We start from the raw sequence: 20404 nt of genomic DNA, 5'->3' as shown, positions 1-20404 counted from the left end.
GCCTTATAACGGATTAAGCATATTGTTGCCTCCATTATAAAAGTTTTCGGTTACTTTTAAAAATATAGGAATTTATATTTTAGAAATTTTGCATTTGTATCGACTTCAAGATCAATTAAGAAGTAAAATTTTATAATAAGGTTATAAAATTACTGTTGTTATTAATCGCTTTTGTATCAATAATTTAAGCAACAGAATAGCGAAATCACGACTTTTGCTATTCCTGGTTTTTCCAAGTTGCAAAAGTAGTTCTTTTTTATGTTATTTCCAAGTAGTTAACGCACTGAAAATCAATAGTGCTTTTGGATACAGGGACAATCGGGGTAATTGTTTTTATTTATTCATGATAATAGAGCACACAGGAGGAATATAACTCGTCATTCCACCAGTCTTTTCGCACTTCTGCAAAATAATTATAATTCAGTTTTCCAGCCTGGGATTGTAGCGGATATACTACTATACCATTTTCGCGATAGGCTTTATGCAGAGCTGTTTCAGGAACAACAGGAACAATATGTCCGGAAAGTCCCTTTTCTCTTCTTTTGGCACAAATGATTCCAATTCCGCCATTAGCATTTACTTTGTTTTGCATTTCGTCAACAGTAGACATTCGTTTCCATCCAAAACTTGCGCCCCATTGCAAAAACCAATCGTGCAGAGCGCTGGAATAAATACGATCAACAGTTTGTTCAAAAATAACTTCTACTTCTTGTCCCTGCAGTACTTTTTCGAGAGATTCAGGTGTCCACCAAACCGTTGGCAGGTATGCTTTAGAGAAATAGCAATAATCATAAGAGTATACATTACAGTAGGTATCTTCTACCGTTCTTTGATACCTGAGATTGTTTTCGACATCGAGTTTATCAATAAGATGTGCAATGCTTTCTTTTTTGCTGGCAACACTTGTCAAATCTCTAAAAGGAATACCAGGATTCATAAGAGGTTTTTCTTTCATTTCCATCGAATCCAAACGAGATTCGGGATCGGGTAATAAATCAACTTTCTTTATTTGGCTATTCGGTATTGCATTATCTTCCAAAGGTAAGGATGCTACTGATAGGGTATGTTTTTCCATCTTGACTGCTTAAAATTTATTGGCCTGACGCTATAGTAACTGATTATTCGTACAACGTAATTTGATCAACCAAAACGTAAATATATTTTAAACTTTCGAAAGAGCTTTATAAAAAGAGAAATTTTAGAAAAAATTTACAATTATTTTGGTCGCAGAATTTCAAATATTCTTCTTTTGCTACAAGTTTAATAAATAAAAAAGAGGAACTCTCCGGGTATTGAGAGTCCCTCTTTATAACTTCAGATAATAATTTCTGAAGCCATTTTATTTGAAGTTTAATTTATTCCTCCTCCTAAAGCTTTGTACAATAAAACCTGGGAGTCTGCATTTTTCAACTGGATATCAACGAAGTCCAGTTCAGCCTGCAGTTTGTTTTTCTGTGCACTAATTATCTCAAGATAATTGGCGTAGCCGCTCAGATACAAATCATTCGAAACGTTTACGGCTATTTCCAGATGTTCAATTTCTTTTGATTTGTGTGCCAAAACACTTTGAAAAGCTTCTGTTCGATGCAGCAGCGCACTTAGCTCATTATAAGCTGTTGTGATCGTATTTTGATACTGAAGAAAAGTAATCTGCTGTTTTTTGTTGGCGATAAAAAACTCTTGTTTGATCTGGCCTTTGTTAAAAATTGGAGCAGAAAGACCTCCCAACAATTGCCAGGCAACTGATTTAGGGTCAAAAAAGGTAGAGAAAGAAAAAGAGTTAAGTCCACCGTAAGCCCCCAGATTCAGAGACGGAAAAAAAGCAGCACGTGCGGCTTTGGCATCTGCATTTGTGGCTGTTAATTCAAAATAAGCTTCTGCTACATCAGGTCTGTTGTGAATGATTGAGTCGACACTTATCTTTTGATTTAAGACTTCGAGATGTCCGGATAAAAAATCAGTACTTCTTTCTATAGTGCCGCCATATTCTCCCAGAAGATTCAATAACGCTTTTTCCGTCTGATCGATGCTCAGGTACAATTGTTCCGCTTCGGCAAGGATATTATTATTTTGGGCACTAAATTGCTGTACCGCTAATTCTGTAGCTTTACCAACGGATCTTTGGGCAGAAATAATATCAAGGGCGTGTTGCTGGGTTACCAGGTTTTTTTTATAAATAATTGCCTGTTTATCAAGTGCCACAAGTTGGTAATAAAGTTCTGCAATGTCTGTCAGCAGTTTTGTCTGCAATAATCGCATTCCTTCTTTTGAAGCAAAATACCTTTGACGGGCCGCTTTTTTACGATTGTTTAATTTCCCCCAGATATCAGCTTCCCATGATACTTTTCCAGCTAGAAATATATTGGGGGTTAGGTCAGTAGCAATCCTTTGTTTATCAGTTATATTCTGAGAAAGGTTAGTATCAAAGTTTCCTACGCCATCCATAGTATACTTGCCATAACGTGTTCCTGACAGATCAGCCTGAATGTCAAATGATGGCAGTAAGGCCAGTTTGGCTACTTTTAGATGAGAATTGGCTATTGCAATTCTTTCCTGCATGATCAGATAGTCCGGATTTTGAGCGATGGCTTTATCCAGTAACTTCTTCAATAAAGGATCTTTAAAGTAGGTATCTGTTTTTAATGGAATAAAAGCTTCGAGCTGGTCTGATGCTTTTTTTTGTTTGGCATCAAAATTTTCAGGCAGTGCTTTTGCTTTTTGCTGTTCTGCCACTTTAGGGGCAGAACAGGCTGATAAAAGAATGATGATTGTTAATGTTAAAAAATAATATAAGCTGCCTTTGTTGTGTACCAAAGACCTTATCATTTTGGGTGATCTATTAAGAGATTTTTTCATTGTTTAAGTTTATTTTTTCATAGCATTTTCAATTTTAGCAAACAGGATATAAAGTCCCGGGATAATGATAAGCCCAAAAACAGTTCCTATTAACATTCCTCCGGCAGCAGCAGTACCAATAGAACGATTACCAATTGCACCGGCTCCTGATGCGATACACAACGGGATAAGCCCGGAGATGAAAGCAAATGAAGTCATTAAAATAGGTCTGAAACGAAGTCTTGCGCCTTCTATTGCTGCTTCGGTTATACCTTGACCAATTTTGTTCTGGGCCATAGCAAACTCCACAATCAGAATCGCATTTTTGGCCAGCAGTCCTATAAGCATGACCAGTGCGACCTGTGCATAGATATTATTGTCTAATCCCACGATGACAAGGGCGAGATAAGAACCAAAAACACCAACCGGCAAGGATAAAAGTACCGGAAACGGAAGCAGTAAACTTTCGTATTGAGCAGCAAGCAATAAGTAAACAAACAGTAAACACAGGGCAAAAATGTATATGGTCTGGTTTCCTGAAAGAATTTCCTCGCGGGTCATACCGGACCATTCGAGTTCAAACTTATTAGGCAGTTTTTCTGCAGCAAGTTTCTCTACGGCAGCAATTGCATCTCCGGAGCTGTAACCTGCGGCAGGTTCACCATTGATCATGGCAGACATGTACATATTATAACGTGTAAGCACTTCAGGACCATAAACACGTTCGAGTTTTACAAATGTCGAGAACGGAACCATTTCTCCGGCATCATTTTTAAGATACATATCCAGAATACTTTCGGGGTTTTTTCGAAACTGTGGACTCGCTTGTACCATTACTTTATACATTTGAGAAAAACGAATAAAGTTGGTCGCATAAAATGACCCTAACATCGTCTGTAAGGTAGACATGGCATTATCGACAGAAATTCCTTTTTTGGCTGCCTGATCGTAATCAATATGTATGAGGTATTGAGGGAAAGTGGCATCAAAACTCGTAAATGAATTTTGTATTTCCGGAGAAGCATTTAATTCTTTTATAAAGTTTCGGGTAACTTCATCCGTGTTACTGATCGGGCCGCCTGATTTATCGAGCAAACGCAACTCAAAACCACTGGTATTACCAAATCCCGGAACAGTAGGTGGTGCAAAAACCTCGATCTGTGCATCAGAAATTCCTTTTGTTTTCTGGGTTAGTTGGGCAATAAATTCATTTACGGATATATTTCGATCGCTCCAGTCCTTCAGGTTGATCATTCCCATACCGTAGGAAGCTCCTGCAATTTCTGTAACAATACTATAACCGGCAAGTGTGGTTACATTGTCTACTCCTTCGATTCCTTTTGCAATACGGGTTACTTCATCAAGTACTTTTTCGGTACGTTCCACTGTGGCACCTTGTGGTGTCGTAACATTCACATATACCATTCCCTGATCTTCAGACGGTATAAATCCTGAAGGTAAAAACACAGAAGTTCCCCAGGTAAGTGCACAGAATAAAACCAAAAGTCCTATGGTGATAGAGCTGCGGTCTGCAAATTTAGAAAGTACTTTGATGTATTGTGACGTGATTTTATCGAACCATTTATTAAATCGTGCAAAGAAACGATCTAATAATGACGTTTTCGGTTTATTAGGATCATGCGCTTTAAGCATTATAGCACATAAAGCAGGAGTAAGGGTAAGGGCATTAATACCTGAAATTACAATACTAATCGCCATTGTAAGGGAGAATTGCCTATAGAAAACCCCAACTGGTCCGCTCAGGAAAGCTACAGGTATAAATACAGCAGCCATAACAATTGTAATCGCGATAACGGCACCTGTTATTTCTTTCATGGCACTTATGGTCGCGGGCAGAGGATCCATGTGTTCTTCGGTAATTTTAACGTGCACGGCTTCCACTACCACAATGGCATTGTCGACGACGATTCCTATCGATAATACCAAAGCAAAAAGTGTCAAAAGGTTGATAGAGAATCCCATCATTGACATAAAGGTAAAGGAACCAATCAGTGCTACAGGTACGGCCAATACCGGAATAAGGGTAGAACGCCAGTCTTGAAGGAATATAAAAACCACAAAAGCTACAAGAATAAAAGCTTCGATAAGTGTTTTTAAAACTTCGTCGATAGAAGCATCAAGAAAACGCGATACATCATACGCAATATTATAATTCATTCCCGGAGGAAACGAAGTTCCTTTTAGTTCTGCCATTTTTGCTTTTACACTGGCAATTACTTCAGAGGCATTAGAGCCCGGACGCTGTTTTAGCATGATCGAGGCAGAAGGTTTTCCGTCGGTTTTCGAAACCATTCCGTAGCTCATAGATCCTAATTCTATCTTTGAGATATCTTTTAGTTTTAATACAGTACCATCTGAATTGGCTCTAAGAGGGATTTCTTCATACTGTTTGGGCTCATAGAATTTACCGCCATATTTGATTACGTATTGAAGCTGACTGTCCAATTGTCCCGATCCTTCACCAACTTTACCGGGAGCAGCAGAGATATTTTGTTTTTGCAGTGAGTTGATTACTTCATTTGCAGAGATATTGTACGAAAGCATTTTTTGCGGATCAAGCCATACTCTCATCGAGTATTCTTTTTGTCCCATGATTTCGGCACGTCCTACACCATCAATACGTTTTAGTTCCTGAAGGATATTAATATCGGTGAAGTTAAAAATAAACTGTTCGTCCTGAATGTCATCCGTACTGGTAATATTCAGGTACATCAGCATACTGTTTACCTCTTTTTCTGTAGTTACCCCGGCCCGAATTACTTCTTCGGGAAGTTCGTCGAGTATTGTTGTTACTCTGTTCTGTACGTTTACCGCAGCCAGATCGGGATCTGTTCCTACTTCAAAAAATACCTGAATAAGGGTAAGACCGTCGTTTGATGTAACGGTAGACATATAGGTCATTCCCGGCACTCCATTTATGGCCCGTTCTAAAGGCAGTGCGACGGCATTGACGGATACTTCGGCATTTGCTCCGGTGTATTTTGCTGTTACGGTTACTGAGGGCGGAACAATGTCCGGGAATTGTGTGATGGGCAACTGGAACAAGGCTAGTATTCCGAGGAGAACTATCATAACCGAAATGATTAATGATAATATCTTTCTTTTGATAAATAACTCTATCATTTTATATTTTTTTAATTGTAATTAATTACAAGCTTGCGCTTTGCATTTGTTTCATGTTAATTTTATCTCCGTCTCTTAGTGATTGTGTCCCTTCCTCAACAATAAGGTCATCTTTTTTCAAGCCTTTGTTTAGAATGTATACATCATCAAGCGTACTTGCAATAGAGATATTGGTCATTTTTACGATACCGTCTTTGTTCACAACAAATACAAATTGCTTGTCCTGAATAGAGAAAACAGCCTTGTGAGGTATTAATACGACATTCGTTCTTGGTTCAGAAATAATTAAATTTCCGGAGGTTCCGTGTTTAATAAATCCTTGTGGATTGCTGAATTTTGCTTTGTACTGTATAGAACCGGTTTGTCTGTCAATGTCTCCGTCAGCTGTTTTTAGTTCTCCTTTTTGATCGTATACAATCCCGTTTGGCAAGACGAGTTTTATGTCTCCATTAGTATTAAGGCTTTTGTCTGCCATCATTTCAAAATAAGTATTTTCAGGGATAGAGAAATAAGCATAGACATCATCCAGTTGTGAAAGTGTGGTAAGAAGGGAACCGTTTTCTACAAGACTTCCTTCCTTAAACGGAATACGGTCTATTGTACCTTCAAAGGGAGCTCGTATGGTGGTAAAACTAATTTGCTGATTGATCGATTTTTTTTCTGCTGATGCATGAGCTACTTTAGCGGTTGCAGCATCGTGTTTTGCTTTGGATAATTCTAATTCCTGATTGGCAATTACTTTTTTATTAAAGAGTGTTTGTGCCTGTTCAAGCTCTACAGTTGCAATTCGAAGATCGGCCATTGCATTTTTATACACGGCCTGAGCTTTTAGAAGCTGTATTTGCAGTTCTGCATCACTGATTTTAAAAAGGAGCTGTCCTTTTTTTACTTTTTGTCCTTCACTAACAAAAACTTTGTCCAGTAATCCGGGTATACGAACATGGATTTCTACATTGTTTTTTGCATGAACATCAGCAACAAACTTGTTTGAAACTATAGTGTCTGTTAAGGTGATTTTGTATACGGGCAGTGTTTTTAAATTGTCGGAATCTTTTTTTGCTTTATCTCCGCAAGAGGTTAGAAATAACAATGATAAACCGTACAGAAGAATTTGATTTTTACTAATGATCATAATTAATTTTTAAAATATTATATAAAATATATTGCCTCCCTGATAATGATTTACAGGGAGTCGTAAGTGAGGTAAATTTCGAAAATAGAAAGCGTGTCAGATGCTGCCTTTACAGGCAGTTCCGTGTTGAAAATACTATTTTTAGAGGCTGTATATCTTTATAAATAAAGCATGCAAAAGCCATTACAGAAAGTTCTATAGCTAAAAACAGAGAGAATAAAAATTCTAGAAAAGTTGATACAGATGCAGGTGCGTATGCTGCTGACACTGGTATATTGAGGTAATACCATAGATCAGGCCGTTTTTTAAGATCTTAAACTGAACTAACTTGGTGTTGTAAAAGTTCTTTAAGATGCAGCTTACTGAATTTCCAGTACGGATTTTAAGGTTTTTCTTTACTACAAAATGTATGTCCAGATCGCTGGATAATGATATTGTAGAAGATTCTACCTGCGGAATATCAGAAGCCATAAAAATATCCTGTGACTGATTATAATGTAATTCAGAAGGATATTGATAATATTCTATGCAGCCAACAAAAGTAAGCACGAATACTAAAATAAGAGATATGAACTTAAGATGTTTCATAGTTGAACGGGCATTCTTTGTTTTCGGGTATTTAAATAGATGTGCGTATAGGTAATATGGCGCCAAATATAGTAATTTGAGAATTGAATGTTTATTAAATTTTCTTTAAAAATTCACAATTAGAAGGATGATAATATTAAATTAACTTATTTATAGCATCTTAACGTTTTCTTTAATTTTAGTAGTTTTTGCTTTTTGTAGTCCAATTTTACAGTGCAGAAAATTAATTTTTCTTTTTTATTGGTACTCTATGTTTTAGGGAACCAATTTTATACAATGCAATTTTGTGTGACCAACAGGTAAATGTAAGAATCCGTATTTTTTTATTGCAATCAATGTGATCACAAATATAATATTGTGTACCGGTATTTTATTGTACAGAGAATAAAACACTTAGAATAGCGTTCTTAAACAAAACGATATTATGGGTTTATTTGATTTTATGATGGCGGAGATAGCGATGGATTTAGGTACTGCTAATACTTTAATAATTTATGATGGAAAAATAGTAGTAGACAGTCCTTCTATCGTAGCGAGAGATATAAGAAACGGAAAAATTATTGCTGTAGGCAAAGAGGCCAGTTTAATGCAGGGAAAGACGCATGAAAATATAAAAACAATCCGGCCGCTTAAAGACGGAGTTATTGCAGATTTTGATGCTTCGGAGAAAATGATCAGCTGGTTTATAAAAAACATACCGGAATTAAAGAAGAACTTTTTTACTCCAGCATTGCGAATGGTAGTTTGCATCCCAAGTGGAATTACCGAGGTAGAAATGAGGGCCGTAAAGGAATCTTGCGAAAGGGTAAACGGGAAAGAAGTGTTTCTAATTCATGAGCCTATGGCGGCGGCTATCGGAATTGGTCTTGATGTAATGCTGCCCAAAGGAAATCTTATTGTAGATATTGGCGGTGGAACAACAGAAATTGCGGTAATTGCGCTGGGAGGAATCATTTGTGACAAGTCGATAAAAATTGCGGGTGATGTTTTTACTAATGACATCTTGTATTTCATGAGAACGCAGCACAATTTGTATATTGGAGATGCTTCTGCAGAGATGATCAAGATTCAGGTAGGCGCCGCAATGGAAGAACTGGAACATGCGCCTGATGACATGACGGTTCGCGGAAGGGATTTGCTTACCGGAAAACCTAAAGAGGTTAAGGTTACATATAGAGAAATTGCCAGAGCGCTCGATAAATCAATACAAAGAATTGAAGATGCTATTATGGTAACGCTTTCCCTGACACCGCCGGAATTATCAGCGGATATTTATAATACCGGATTGTATTTAGCAGGTGGAGGCGCAATGCTGCGGGGTCTCGACAAAAGATTATCACAAAAGACAGACTTGCCGGTTTATATTGCCGAAGATCCTTTAAGAGCCGTAGTTGTAGGTACCGGAATTGTCCTGAAACATATCACTAAGTATAAAAGTGTACTGATAAAATAAACAAAAACTGAACACGAATTTCACGAATTGCCACCAATTCTATTGGGATTAACTTAGTTTGTGAAATCAATTTTACAAACCAATTAGTGACAATCAGTGAAATTCGTGTTTATATTGTAATTATGGATAAGAGCATCAATTATGCTTAAACGTATATCCCAGTGTAACAAAAAAGCTTTCGTTATAAATTTTCCATTGTTCTTTAGTATTGGCATTTTCTATTATGGGGACAAAACCCCGAATAAATCTTCCGCCAATAGTGATACCGTTTGGTAATTCATAATTGAGGCCTGCAACAAATCCGGCATCCATTTTCTGGCTGTACTTTTCTGAAGCTGTCCCGTTGCCATAAATAGAGGTATCGGTATAAATATTTCCGTCAGCATCTTTATGCTGTACCGAAGCGTTTAATAAAAGCCCCAGATAAGGTCCGGCATAAACTTGTACTCCTTTGTAATAAAAACCAGGACTTACGGGAAATAAGTCAATGTACTGACGCTTGAATTTGCTTGTGAATTCAGGATGTATTCCATCATCAATTTTGATGGTCATCAATTGCCGGCTATAAAACAGTTCGTGTTTCAGACCAAAGTATTTCGATGTTTTGTTGTCGAGTGTAATTCCGATGGTTTGTCTGATTGCGCTTTTTTGAAAGCCATTAGCAGATATACTATCAATAGTGGCACCGGTTAAAGAAGTCCGGTTAATACCTCCACTGATTCCAAAAGTTAGTCCTTCCTGTTGCGCGCTGATTTTTACTGTAAAAAAGAGCATAAAGCAAATTGTAAGTATATTTTTCATTGTTTTCTCTATTTAAAAATTAATATCCCAGATACCAGCTGTTTTTTCCAGTTCGACCAGTGCAGCAGCATAATTATAGAGGGTTTCGTAATAATTAAGCTGTGTTTCATTATAAGTACGCTGTGCATTCAGAACTTCAAGTAAACTGGTTTCTCCGCGCTTGTAACTGTATATTTTTCCATCAAGAAGGCGTTGCGCATCGGCTAATAAACCGGTGTCAAACTGACGGACTTGTTTTTGCGTGGCGAGATAATTCAGCCATGCTTTCCGAACTTCAGTCTGAATCTGCAATTCTGTTTGTCGGTATAAAATATCGGCTTGCTGTACCGTATATTCGGCCGCTTTTAATTCTCCTTTATTCTGATTCGAAAATTTAAGCGGAATAGCAATACCAGCCGAAACAGCATTTGAAGATGGGGTAGGAGCGACAATATTGCTGACTACAGAAGCACCTTCTACACCCATATTTACGCCCAGATCCAGTACTCTGTTTGCTTTAGTTAATTTTAAAAGATCCTGCGAGACATTTTTATTTTTGTGTGCTGCTAAGAGATCAGCCCGATTATTTTGTGCAGAAATCATGAGCGCATGCAAATCAAATAAGCGATCAAACTGTGTTAAATCCCCAATAGGCGAATAGAGCGTATCCGCTTTATGCTTTCCTGTGAGAGTCCCCAATTCGAGTAAAGCCGTTTTCCAGTCGGCTTCACTTTGGTACACTTCATTGAGCATTGTGTTGGCTTCAAGTTTACTTTGACGGGCGTCGATTTCGGTGATGCTGCCCAACTTAAAACGGATACTGTCTGCTATGGCAATATTTTTAAGAATCGTATAGGAGTTTAACTGTACCCTGAAAATTTCTTTTTGCTTTAAGCCGGTTAAGTAATCTAAAGTGGCCTCTGCACGCAGGTTGCGAAAATAATCTTCCAGTAGCGCTTTGGTGAGTTCGCTGGTACTTTTTGCAACGTCTATTCTGGCTTTGCGTTTTCCGCCCAGTTCCAACGTCCAGCTTAGTTCTGTCGAAAAACCATAGCCCATCTGCATTCTTCGCTGTCCGTTGTCACTGGCTCCAATTGCCAGTTCAGGATCAGGAAACACCTTTGAAGCTTCGATATTGGCTTCGGCTATGTTCACATTGAATTTCTCAGCCACATATCCTAAATTGTTTCTATTTACCAAATTCAGGAAATCAGGATAATTTATTTTTACGTGTGTAAATGTGGAATCAATCTGGGCATTTGATACTGCCGAAAGAGTCAGCAGCATCAAAAGTATTACTCCTTTGTTTTTTATATTTTTAATCATAATACATCATTTAATTGATTATCGATTTCATGTTGCGGCACTTCGTTTTCTGATCCAAATTTTTTCTCGATGAGGTAATAAAGAGACGGTAAAACAAAAAGAGTCAGGATGGTAGAGAACAGTAATCCGTATACAATAACAGTGGCAAGAGGACGCTGCACATCACTGCCTATTCCGGTGGCTAATGAAGCAGGCAATAATCCTAATACGGCAACTGTTGCTGTCATTAACACGGGACGGAAACGCTGTTTGGCTCCATTGGTTACGGCACTCAGTAAATTCATTCCGTTTTTACGAAGCTGATTGATGTGCGAAATCATAATCACCCCATTTTGGATCGCAACTCCAAATAAAGCAATAAAGCCTACTGCTGAAGATACATTGAGTGTCATACCACGAATGTTAAGTGCCAGCATTCCTCCAAACAATGCAAGAGGCACAATACTCATTAACAATCCTGCCTGGCGAAATTTCCCGAAAGCTCCGTATAATAAAACAAACATTAAGGCAAGGGCCAAGGGGACAATAACAGCTAAATGGCTGTACGCGCGTTCCTGATTTTCGAATTGTCCACCCCATTTTATTTTAAATTGGTCGTGATCGTATTTTACATTTTGTTCAATCCTGGCTTGTGCTTTTTTAAGGAATGAACTTAAATCTGCACCTCTTAAATTTAACCGGACCGTAAGATGACGTTTGTTCATTTCGCGCGCAATTGTACTTTCTCCTGTATTGAGTTTGATTTCGCAAACCTGTGACAAGGGAATTTTGATACCTTCAGAATTTGTCAACATCAGATTTCCAATTTTCTCAGGAGTATTGCGGCTGTCTTCATTGTACCTCGTAATGATATCGTAGACTTTATTGCCTACAAAAATTTGCGAAACTGCTTTTCCGCCCAGCGCAACTTCTATTAACTCTGAGACATCATCTACATTCAATCCGTATTGTGCGATTTTCTGACGATCAGCGATAACTTGTATTTGTGGCAAAGGCGGTTCCTGATCAATGGCAAGGTCAACAGCGCCTTTTACATTTTCGAGTGTTTTGATAATATCTTCGGCAATTCGGCGCGTTTCTTTATAATTTTCTCCGTAAATTTTTACTACCAATTCGCTGTGCGCGCCTGATATTTTATCCATTACGCCATCGATCATGGGTTGGGAGAAACCAACATTATATCCCGGCATAGTCGAATATTCCCCGGCAAGTTCTTTGATCAAATCTGCTTTGGTTTTACCTGATTTCCATTCACTGTAGGGTTTTAAACCAATACTGCATTCAAAATGAGAAGGTGTCCAGGCATCTGTTCCGTCATCATTACGGCCTGACTGCACCATCATATAGGTGACTTCCTCGTGTTTTAAAGTTCGGTGACGCAGCGTATCACTCATTTCTTTCGATTTTTCTAAAGTAATTCGAGGTGGTAACGAAACCTGTAACCAGACAGAACCTTCATCGAGAGGCGGTAAAAAATCTTTCCCGACCATTACAGTCAGAATGAAAGCAAGAGCAAGTACTGCAATCAAGGGAGCAAATACTTTTTTTGGAGCCTGCATTATTTTTAAAATCCGACGATGATAAGAATTGGTAAGTTGCTCCATCCATTTATTATGATACATTTTCTGAGGCCTGCGATAGATAAAATAAGCCAATCCCGGAATAAGCAATAAGGCAACTAAGAGAGCACCAAAAAGCGCATAGCCAACAGTAAATGCCATAGGCGTAAACAACTTTTTCTCGACACGCTCAAAAGCAAACAATGGCAGGTAAGCTGTAATGATAATCAGGGTGGCAAAAAAGATAGGACGCGCGACACTTTTTACACTATGGGCTACGCTTTTTTCGCTGAGTTCTTCCTTTTCATTGTCTTCCCGTTTTTTCAGGATGGTTTCCATCATTACAATCGCGCCGTCTACAATGATTCCAAAGTCAATAGCGCCCAGCGAAAGCAAATTTGCCGGAATATTGGTGAGTTTCATGAGAATAAAAGCAATCAAAAGCGAAATTGGAATGGTAATAGCAACTAATAATGCGCCTCTCCAGCTGCCCAGAAACACAATTAGTACAATAATAACCAAAGCCATTCCTTCTAATAAAGTATGCGAAACAGTAGTAAGAGTGGTGTCTACCAAACTGGTTCTGTCTAAAAAAGCATGAATCCGAACGCCTTCAGGCAGGTAATTTTTATTTAAATCATCAACAGCTTCGTTTACTCCTTTTAAAACTACTGATGGATTCTGGTTTTTTAGCAAAAGCACGATTCCTTCAATATTATCCGAATAATCAATGCCTCGTTTATCGGTATATCCTAAGGCGCCTTTACGCTCCAGATTTCCGTATTTTAGTTTTCCTAAATCATTTAAATAAACAGGAACACCATTTACTGATTTTACTACAATGTGCCCAATATCCTCCAGATTTTTTACTAAACCAATTCCGCGTACGACATACGACTGATCGCCGCGATCGATGACGCTTCCGCCAACATTGGCATTGTTTTTTTCGATAGTTTCCGTTATTTCACTTAGTGATAAACCGTATTGCTCTATTTTTCGGGGATCAAGTTCGATCTGATATTGAGTGGTGATTCCTCCAAAATTGGTAACATCGGCCACACCAGAAACCTGTTTTATTCTGGGTATAATCGTATATTCCTGTAATTCGCTTAACTCCCTTAAATCATGGTTGCTGCTTTCGATGATATAACGATAAATTTCGCCGGTAGGTGAGGTAAGCGGATCTAAACCGGGTGTTGCACCATAAGGTAATTCCACATCGTTCAGACGTTCCTGAATTCTGGTTCGCGCAAAGTAATCTTCGACGCCATCATCGAAAACAATGGTTACCATAGACAGTCCAAAAGTACTTTTGCTACGCATCACGTGCATGCCCGGTAAGCCGTTTATGGCACGCTCGACAGGAATAGTGATTTGTTGTTCGATCTCTTCGGCCGCCAAACCCGGAACCTGTGTAACGATTTGCGAAGTTACATCGCCAATATCAGGATACGCTTCGACTGAGAGCCGTGTCCAGGAATAATATCCAAATAAGGAAAGAAGTAAAAATAACGCCAGAATGAGCCAGCGTTTTGCTATTGTTGTTTCGAATATATTTTGTTTCATACAAGTATTGTTATTAAGTTGCCGAGGTTCTAAGCTGCTGATTTGCTAAGTTTTTGAGACTGAAAACTTCCTCCTCAGTCTATTTCGCTTCAAGCAGATAAAAAGCACCTTCGCTTATGATTGTTTCATTTGGTTTTAATCCGGACAGGATGGCTATTTTTCCTTTATTAGAAATTCCTGTTTCGACATAACGCCTGATGTATTTTCCTTTTTCGAGCTGTACAAATACAAAGCTTTTGTCGTTGAATTGTAAAACGGCTTTGGCAGGAACAAACAAAGTGTTTTCAGGCGTATCGATAAATTTTACCGTTACATACATTCCGGGTTTAAGGGCATGATCGCTATTATGACATTCAATTAAGACTTGTACGCTTCGTGTGGCTTCATCAACTATTTCATCAACATGGTAGATTTTTCCTGTAATTTTCTTATCAGGATAAGAGGCCACCTGAATTTCCGCACCGTCTAATTCATGAATAAATCGGATGTCTTTTTCTTTTACCTGTCCGGCTACCCAAACCTTTTTTAGATCGGCAACTTTAGCTTTTGGTGCATCATCGTCTTTGATGTATTGTCCCATAACAATGTCGTTGGCAATGATTTCCCCTGCAATGGGAGAGGCAATTATCAGCGGTTGGCCAAAAACAAGTTTATTGATATTGACGCCAAATATTTTTAAGCTTGCAATTGCATTTTGGTATTCTTTTTCACTGACTTCAGCGTTGGTTTCAGCTTCTTCGAGGTCTTTTTGAGAACCCACGCCATTGGATTTTAAATCCTGTTGGCGTTTTAAGGAAAGTTTAGCAATCTGATAAGCTGATTTTGCCTGAAAATAGTTTTTCTGTGCATCTGTAAAATCAGGAGAAACCATCTCAAAAAGCGGTGTTCCGGGCTGTGTCTTCATTCCTAGTTTTAAATGTACTTTAGTCACTCTTCCGGAAAACGGGGGTGCGATTTCGGCATAAAAATTAGGAATGGCTTTTACTGTTCCGGCTGCTATTAGTTCTAATTGATACGGCTCGGTTGTAACGGTTTCTAATTTTATCCTGGGTGCAATTGTCGATGTTAGCGGAATAGTAATGGTATCATTTTGCAGAGAAAAATTCTCGTTTTCTTTTGTTTCCGGTTTGCTGCCACATGCGCTAAAAGCTATTGCGGTAATGAGTAGTAATAAAACGTTGAGGTATCTTAATTTTTGGCTTGTGATTTTAGATTTCTGGAATCTAAGGCTGAGTTTTCTTTTATTTGTCATAATGTATTAGTTTTAAATAGGTACTATGATTGGTGCTAATAAACAATAGCAAGTTTATATCTCAGAGATGAGGTACAAGTGCTATTAAAGTTTGGGTTTTGAAATTTTTTCAGCTGTTATTTTTTCAGCTTTTTTGTGGAGGAATTTTAAAGAGGAATTTCGACATGATTTTTTTGTTTTTAATTCGCTGCTGCGAAAAAGTCAATGACATGTCTGCAGAAGCGAAATTTATAATTTCTGTTTACCGGGAAGAGGAGGGAGATCCATTTTTAATTTTTGTTTTGTAAAATATTTTCCGTTTATAATGGCGCAAAAATAGAACAAGCCCCGAAGAGGAGCCATTAGAGATGTTTTAGAAAAAAATTAGAATTTTATTAGAGACCGATATATTCCATGCAGAAATGCCCAACTGGTTTTAAAGTCAGTGGGAATACTGGTAGACTTAATGTTTTTAGGTTATTGAGATGAAAGTTCCAGCAGAAAATGTCATTAAGTTAAGATAGATATATTTAAGACTGTACCGGATAAATGTCACGTCAAGCCGCCAATTTTGCGTCTAAAATCTTTGTGTCTTGGCGACTTTGAGAGCAATAAATTGAATCAGCTAAAAAGTATTAACTGTGACAGATTTTATTTGTGGTTAAAAAAATAAAGAGGAGTACTTTTTAAGTTAATGATAAAGAAGTCCCGGCGGGACGATATTTACAGCATTTTTTTTGTACCAAAGAGAAACCCTATCGTGGTGACATATAATAACACCATCACAAAATAATTAGTAAATTGGAGCAATTGGTGGCTATAAAAAGTTTTATTGTAGAGTATTTTTAACACCATGATAAAGGTCAACCGTAAATATTGTCCCTGATTTTTTATCTGAAGTAACCGTGATATTCCCTTTATGAAGAAAGATGATTTTTTGAGTCAGCGATAATCCGATACCATTTCCGGGAGCATAAATTTTATTCAGCCCACGGTAAAAAGGTTTAAAAATATGTTTGAGATCCTCTTCTAAAATACCAATACCATTATCGACAAATTGTAGTACAATTTTCTCCTTTTTTAAGGAAACGATCACTTTACTTTGTTTGTTTTCTGAGAATTTACAGCCATTTTCAAACAAGTTTACAAAAGCGACTTTCAGCAGATATTCATTTCCGTTAATTGTAATCTGTTCATCATCTTCAAAAATGTCTTCAAAATGAATGGTGATTGTATAATTGGCATTTGATTTCTGAACCTGTTGTCTGGCATCCAGTAAAATTTCATCAACGCGAACTTGTTTAAAAGCAATCTCCGAAGGGTCATAATTGGCTTTGGCAAAGTCAAGTAAACCATTGGATAATTTAGCCAGTTTTTTTGCGTCCTGTAATGTGTTGAGAATGGCAGCTTTATATTCTTCATTATTGCGTTCCTTGTCGGTAGAAAGTTCCAGTTCTGTAATAATAGCAGAAAGTGGAGTACGCAATTCGTGAGAGATATTAGAAACAAATTGTTTTTGCGAATCAAAGGAATTTTCTAAGCGATTCAACATTTTATTAAAAGTAGTCGCCAGTTCAGAAATCTCATCTTTGCTTTCGTTGGTATATAATCGCAAATCAAGATTTGTAGCCGAAATAGTTTTTGCTTTATCCGTCATTCTGACAATGGGTTCAAATGCTTTTTTCGAAAAAAAGCGACCTGCAATATAGAGGAATAAAATAGAAATAATAAAAACAATGATACAAGTTTGAAGTAAGTTATGCAGTTTTATATAGCCAAAACCATCGTATGCGGCGGCAGTTACTACATATTCTTTTCCCTGAAATTGATATTTCATACCAATAACCTGCCAATTATTTTGATAAAACTGGATTTCGTTTTTCTGCTCAATTTCATCAATCATTGATTTTGTTTCTTTTACCACATCAATATCAACGGCATCATGGTACAGTAACTGAAAAGAACCCGTATAAATGGCAACTTCAACTTCGTTTAGTGTAGCCCGGTTATTTCTGTAGATGTCTTGCAGCGTTTTGCTGTCTACTTTGGCATTAAAAAACAAATTAGCCTTTGTAACAGCCTCTTTTTTCAGTAAGGCATAGAATTCTTTTTCTCTGTTTTTACTTGCAGAAATCAATATAATAGCAGCAAATATTAATAAAATAGTAGCTGTTGTAAGTGTAAAAAGTAATGTTAATCGAGTTCTTATCTTCATTCCGCTTTCAATATAAATCCCATTCCAGATCGGGTATGAATAAGTTTTTTGTCAAAATCTTTGTCTACCTTTTTTCTCAGGTAATTAATATATACGTCGATGAAATTTGTACCGGTATCAAAATGGGTATCCCATACTTTTTCTGCAATTTCTGTTCGTGATAAAACACGATCTGAGTTTTGGAGCATATACTCTAAAAGTTTAAATTCTTTGGGAGTGAGATTTATTTCAGTATCGTTTCTCTTCACGTTTTTGGTTTGCAGGTTCATTTCAAGATCGTCATATTTTAAAATGAATCCGGTATTGTTTACAGCACCATTCGTTCGTTTCAATAAAGCCCTTATACGAACCAAAAGCTCCCTCATTTCAAAAGGTTTCGTAAGATAATCGTCTGCGCCGGCATCAAAACCTTCAACTTTATCATCTGTCGTCCCCAAAGCAGTCAGCATTATAATAGGCAAGTCAGGTTTTATCTGGCGTATTTCCCTGCACAAATCAAGACCATCAAGCTTTGGCAAAATAATATCAGTAATAACCAGATCGTACTGATTATTAAGCACTAATTTCTTTCCGGAAACACCATCATAAGCAAGTGTAGGAATAAAACCATGCTCATTTAGGCCTCTTTGTATTAATTCGGCTACCCTTTGATCGTCTTCTATTATTAAAATTTTCATCTCTGCAAAGTTATGATAATGGCGGTAGATTAGGAGATAATTAGTAAAATAATACTATTTCCTACAAGAAAGCATAATAAAATCTAACTGAATACATTGAGCAAATTTTGACCGTTTTGTATTGTAAATTGTAATGTGAGCCCTTGAAAACAGGAAGTTTACAGGTAAAAAAAGCGGTCACAAAGCACCTAAGAGTAATTTGAAACAGATCGTAAAACAGGATTTTTGTTATTCTCCTTATTTGTTAAGCGCGATAAGTTCCTAAAAATTAGAATGTAACTGTTTGTTATTCTTATTTTAAGGGATTCGTTACGAACCGTTTGCCGTAATAGTTCATTTGATTATGGCCTTAATTTGTATCTTTGAAGCAGTTTTATAAATAAACTAAAGTCTATAATGTTCGAACTTTTTCCTCTGGATCCCAAAACCGTTTTCCTGCTTTATTTTTGGGCAAACCTGTTTATCTGCATTCTTATTTTCAGTTATTCGTTTTCGTATGCAACAAGCGATAATAGAAAAATATTAAAAATGTTTGGTTATGGGAAATTGTTATTGACCATAGGCTGGATAATGATTGCTTTAAGAAACATAATCTCAGACTTTATCTCGATCAATATTGCGAACACATTTATATTTTCTGCCTGTTGTTATGAAACGATAGCAATGTTATCGATACTGAGAATAAAATCAAAGAGAAGGTACAAATTACAAATTGCCATTACGATTATTACGGCTGTAATTTTTAATACGGTAATACAATTGGGGACTTCAATTAGCAACCGTATTTTGATTGTATCTATCGGGATATTTGCTATTTATTTACCGCCAACAATTCAGTATTTTGCGGAGAAAAGGCATAACTTTTTCCGAAGTTTCTACGTGCTTTGTTATGCTGCATTTGAAATTTTAATCATCATAAGGGCAATTTACATTTACAATAACCCGCAAAGTAATTTTTTCTCTAACAGTATTTTTGACAGTTTGTATAGCATCAGCTTGTTTTTATTGAGTCTCATTGGGACAGTAGGATTTTTATTGTTGGTAAAAGAAAGACAGGACCTTAAAATCCGTAAACTGCTCAATGACAAAAATCAGTTCTTTTCTATCATTGCTCATGATTTAAGAGGGCCATTGGGATCATCTGTAACACTTGCAGCACTATTAAACGAAGAAATCGATACTTACAGTCGTGAAGAAATAAAGGAAATCACAGAAATGCTTCATGAATCGAACAAAAACAGTTATAAACTGCTGGAGAATCTTCTGGACTGGGCACGCGTGCAGACAGGGATGATTGAATACAGTCCGAAGAAAATTGTGTTGAATAATTTGATTGAAGAAAATATTGAACTCAATAAACATACGGCATTAAATAAAAACATCAAGCTTTGGTTTGAATCGGCTGAACATATCGAAGTCAATGCCGACAAAAATATGATTGACACCATTGTGCGCAATTTACTTACTAATGCTATTAAGTTTACAGGCAAAAACGGCGAAATTAAGGTGCAGCTGCGAAGAAGAAACCGAATGGCCGAAATAGCAATAATGGACAACGGCATTGGAATTCCGGATAATGTTAAGGAAAAATTATTTAAAATTAACCGAAAAGCCACTCAAAAAGGAACAGAAAACGAAACCGGAAGCGGTTTAGGATTGTTACTCTGCAGCGAATTTATTGCAAAACACCAAGGCGAAATTTTTGCCGAAAGCGATCCCGGAAAAGGAAGTGTCTTCAGGTTTACTTTGCCATTGCCACAATAGAAATAGGCTTTAATTTCTATTTATGCAGCTTTAATCTCGTGTCTGTAATTAGGCTTTATTTTAGATTTCTGAACTTAATAGATCATTACAAAATACTTTTTCGGTTTTTCCGGACTTCCAAAGTAGATGCAATA

Annotated in this window: 13 protein-coding genes; 2 read left to right on the top strand and 11 right to left on the bottom strand. The window is 37.2% G+C overall.

Annotation, left to right across the window (positions count from 1 at the left end; all coding sequences use genetic code 11):
• Positions 1–337: 337 nt before the first annotated feature.
• The 5 genes from B0A67_RS07140 to B0A67_RS07120 form a co-directional block, all read right to left on the bottom strand.
• A complete protein-coding gene (locus tag B0A67_RS07140; protein ID WP_072953843.1) occupies positions 338–1075 on the bottom strand; it encodes a hypothetical protein in 738 nt (245 codons plus the stop codon).
• A 275-nt stretch (positions 1076–1350) separates the two neighbouring features.
• A complete protein-coding gene (locus B0A67_RS07135) occupies positions 1351–2814 on the bottom strand; it encodes an efflux transporter outer membrane subunit (protein ID WP_242670940.1) in 1464 nt (487 codons plus the stop codon).
• Between the two features lie 51 nt (positions 2815–2865).
• Positions 2866–5979 (bottom strand): efflux RND transporter permease subunit, encoded by a 3114-nt coding sequence (locus B0A67_RS07130; protein ID WP_072953841.1) that lies wholly within the window; start codon positions 5977–5979, stop codon positions 2866–2868.
• Between the two features lie 25 nt (positions 5980–6004).
• A complete protein-coding gene (locus B0A67_RS07125; RefSeq protein WP_072953839.1) occupies positions 6005–7111 on the bottom strand; it encodes an efflux RND transporter periplasmic adaptor subunit in 1107 nt (368 codons plus the stop codon).
• Between the two features lie 225 nt (positions 7112–7336).
• The gene (locus B0A67_RS07120) at positions 7337–7699 is read right to left on the bottom strand and encodes a hypothetical protein (protein ID WP_072953838.1); all 363 of its coding nucleotides are present in this window, start codon (positions 7697–7699) and stop codon (positions 7337–7339) included.
• A 424-nt stretch (positions 7700–8123) separates the two neighbouring features.
• On the opposite strand from B0A67_RS07120, the gene B0A67_RS07115 reads away from it, so the two are divergent.
• Positions 8124–9152: a rod shape-determining protein gene (locus B0A67_RS07115; protein ID WP_072953836.1), complete on the top strand. Its 1029-nt coding sequence runs from the start codon at positions 8124–8126 to the stop codon at positions 9150–9152.
• Between the two features lie 135 nt (positions 9153–9287).
• Here B0A67_RS07115 and B0A67_RS07110 read toward each other — a convergent pair whose 3' ends face one another.
• The 6 genes from B0A67_RS07110 to B0A67_RS07085 all read right to left on the bottom strand — a co-directional run bounded on the left by B0A67_RS07110 (position 9288) and on the right by B0A67_RS07085 (position 18506).
• A complete protein-coding gene (locus B0A67_RS07110; RefSeq protein WP_072953834.1) occupies positions 9288–9953 on the bottom strand; it encodes an outer membrane beta-barrel protein in 666 nt (221 codons plus the stop codon).
• Positions 9954–9965: 12 nt separating this feature from the next.
• Positions 9966–11258, bottom strand: coding sequence for a TolC family protein (locus B0A67_RS07105; protein ID WP_072953832.1), 1293 nt, complete (start codon positions 11256–11258; stop codon positions 9966–9968).
• Positions 11255–14383: an efflux RND transporter permease subunit gene (locus tag B0A67_RS07100; protein WP_072953831.1), complete on the bottom strand. Its 3129-nt coding sequence runs from the start codon at positions 14381–14383 to the stop codon at positions 11255–11257. Before B0A67_RS07100 ends, B0A67_RS07105 begins: the two co-directional genes overlap by 4 nt.
• A gap of 79 nt (positions 14384–14462) precedes the next feature.
• A complete protein-coding gene (locus tag B0A67_RS07095; protein WP_084074413.1) occupies positions 14463–15635 on the bottom strand; it encodes an efflux RND transporter periplasmic adaptor subunit in 1173 nt (390 codons plus the stop codon).
• 808 nt (positions 15636–16443) lie between these two features.
• On the bottom strand, positions 16444–17829 hold the full coding sequence (locus B0A67_RS07090) for a HAMP domain-containing sensor histidine kinase (RefSeq protein WP_072953829.1): 1386 nt from the start codon (positions 17827–17829) through the stop codon (positions 16444–16446).
• Entirely contained in the window at positions 17826–18506 is a 681-nt protein-coding gene (locus B0A67_RS07085) for a response regulator transcription factor (RefSeq protein ID WP_072953828.1), read from the bottom strand. Before B0A67_RS07085 ends, B0A67_RS07090 begins: the two co-directional genes overlap by 4 nt.
• Before the next feature lie 396 nt (positions 18507–18902).
• Between B0A67_RS07085 and B0A67_RS07080 the strand changes: the two genes are divergently transcribed.
• Positions 18903–20270, top strand: coding sequence for a sensor histidine kinase (locus B0A67_RS07080; protein ID WP_072953826.1), 1368 nt, complete (start codon positions 18903–18905; stop codon positions 20268–20270).
• Positions 20271–20404 lie beyond the last annotated feature (134 nt).

This window comes from Flavobacterium aquidurense, from assembly GCF_002217195.1.
Classification (GTDB): Bacteria; Bacteroidota; Bacteroidia; order Flavobacteriales; family Flavobacteriaceae; genus Flavobacterium; species Flavobacterium frigidimaris.
This window is presented reverse-complemented; position numbering and strand designations above follow the sequence as displayed.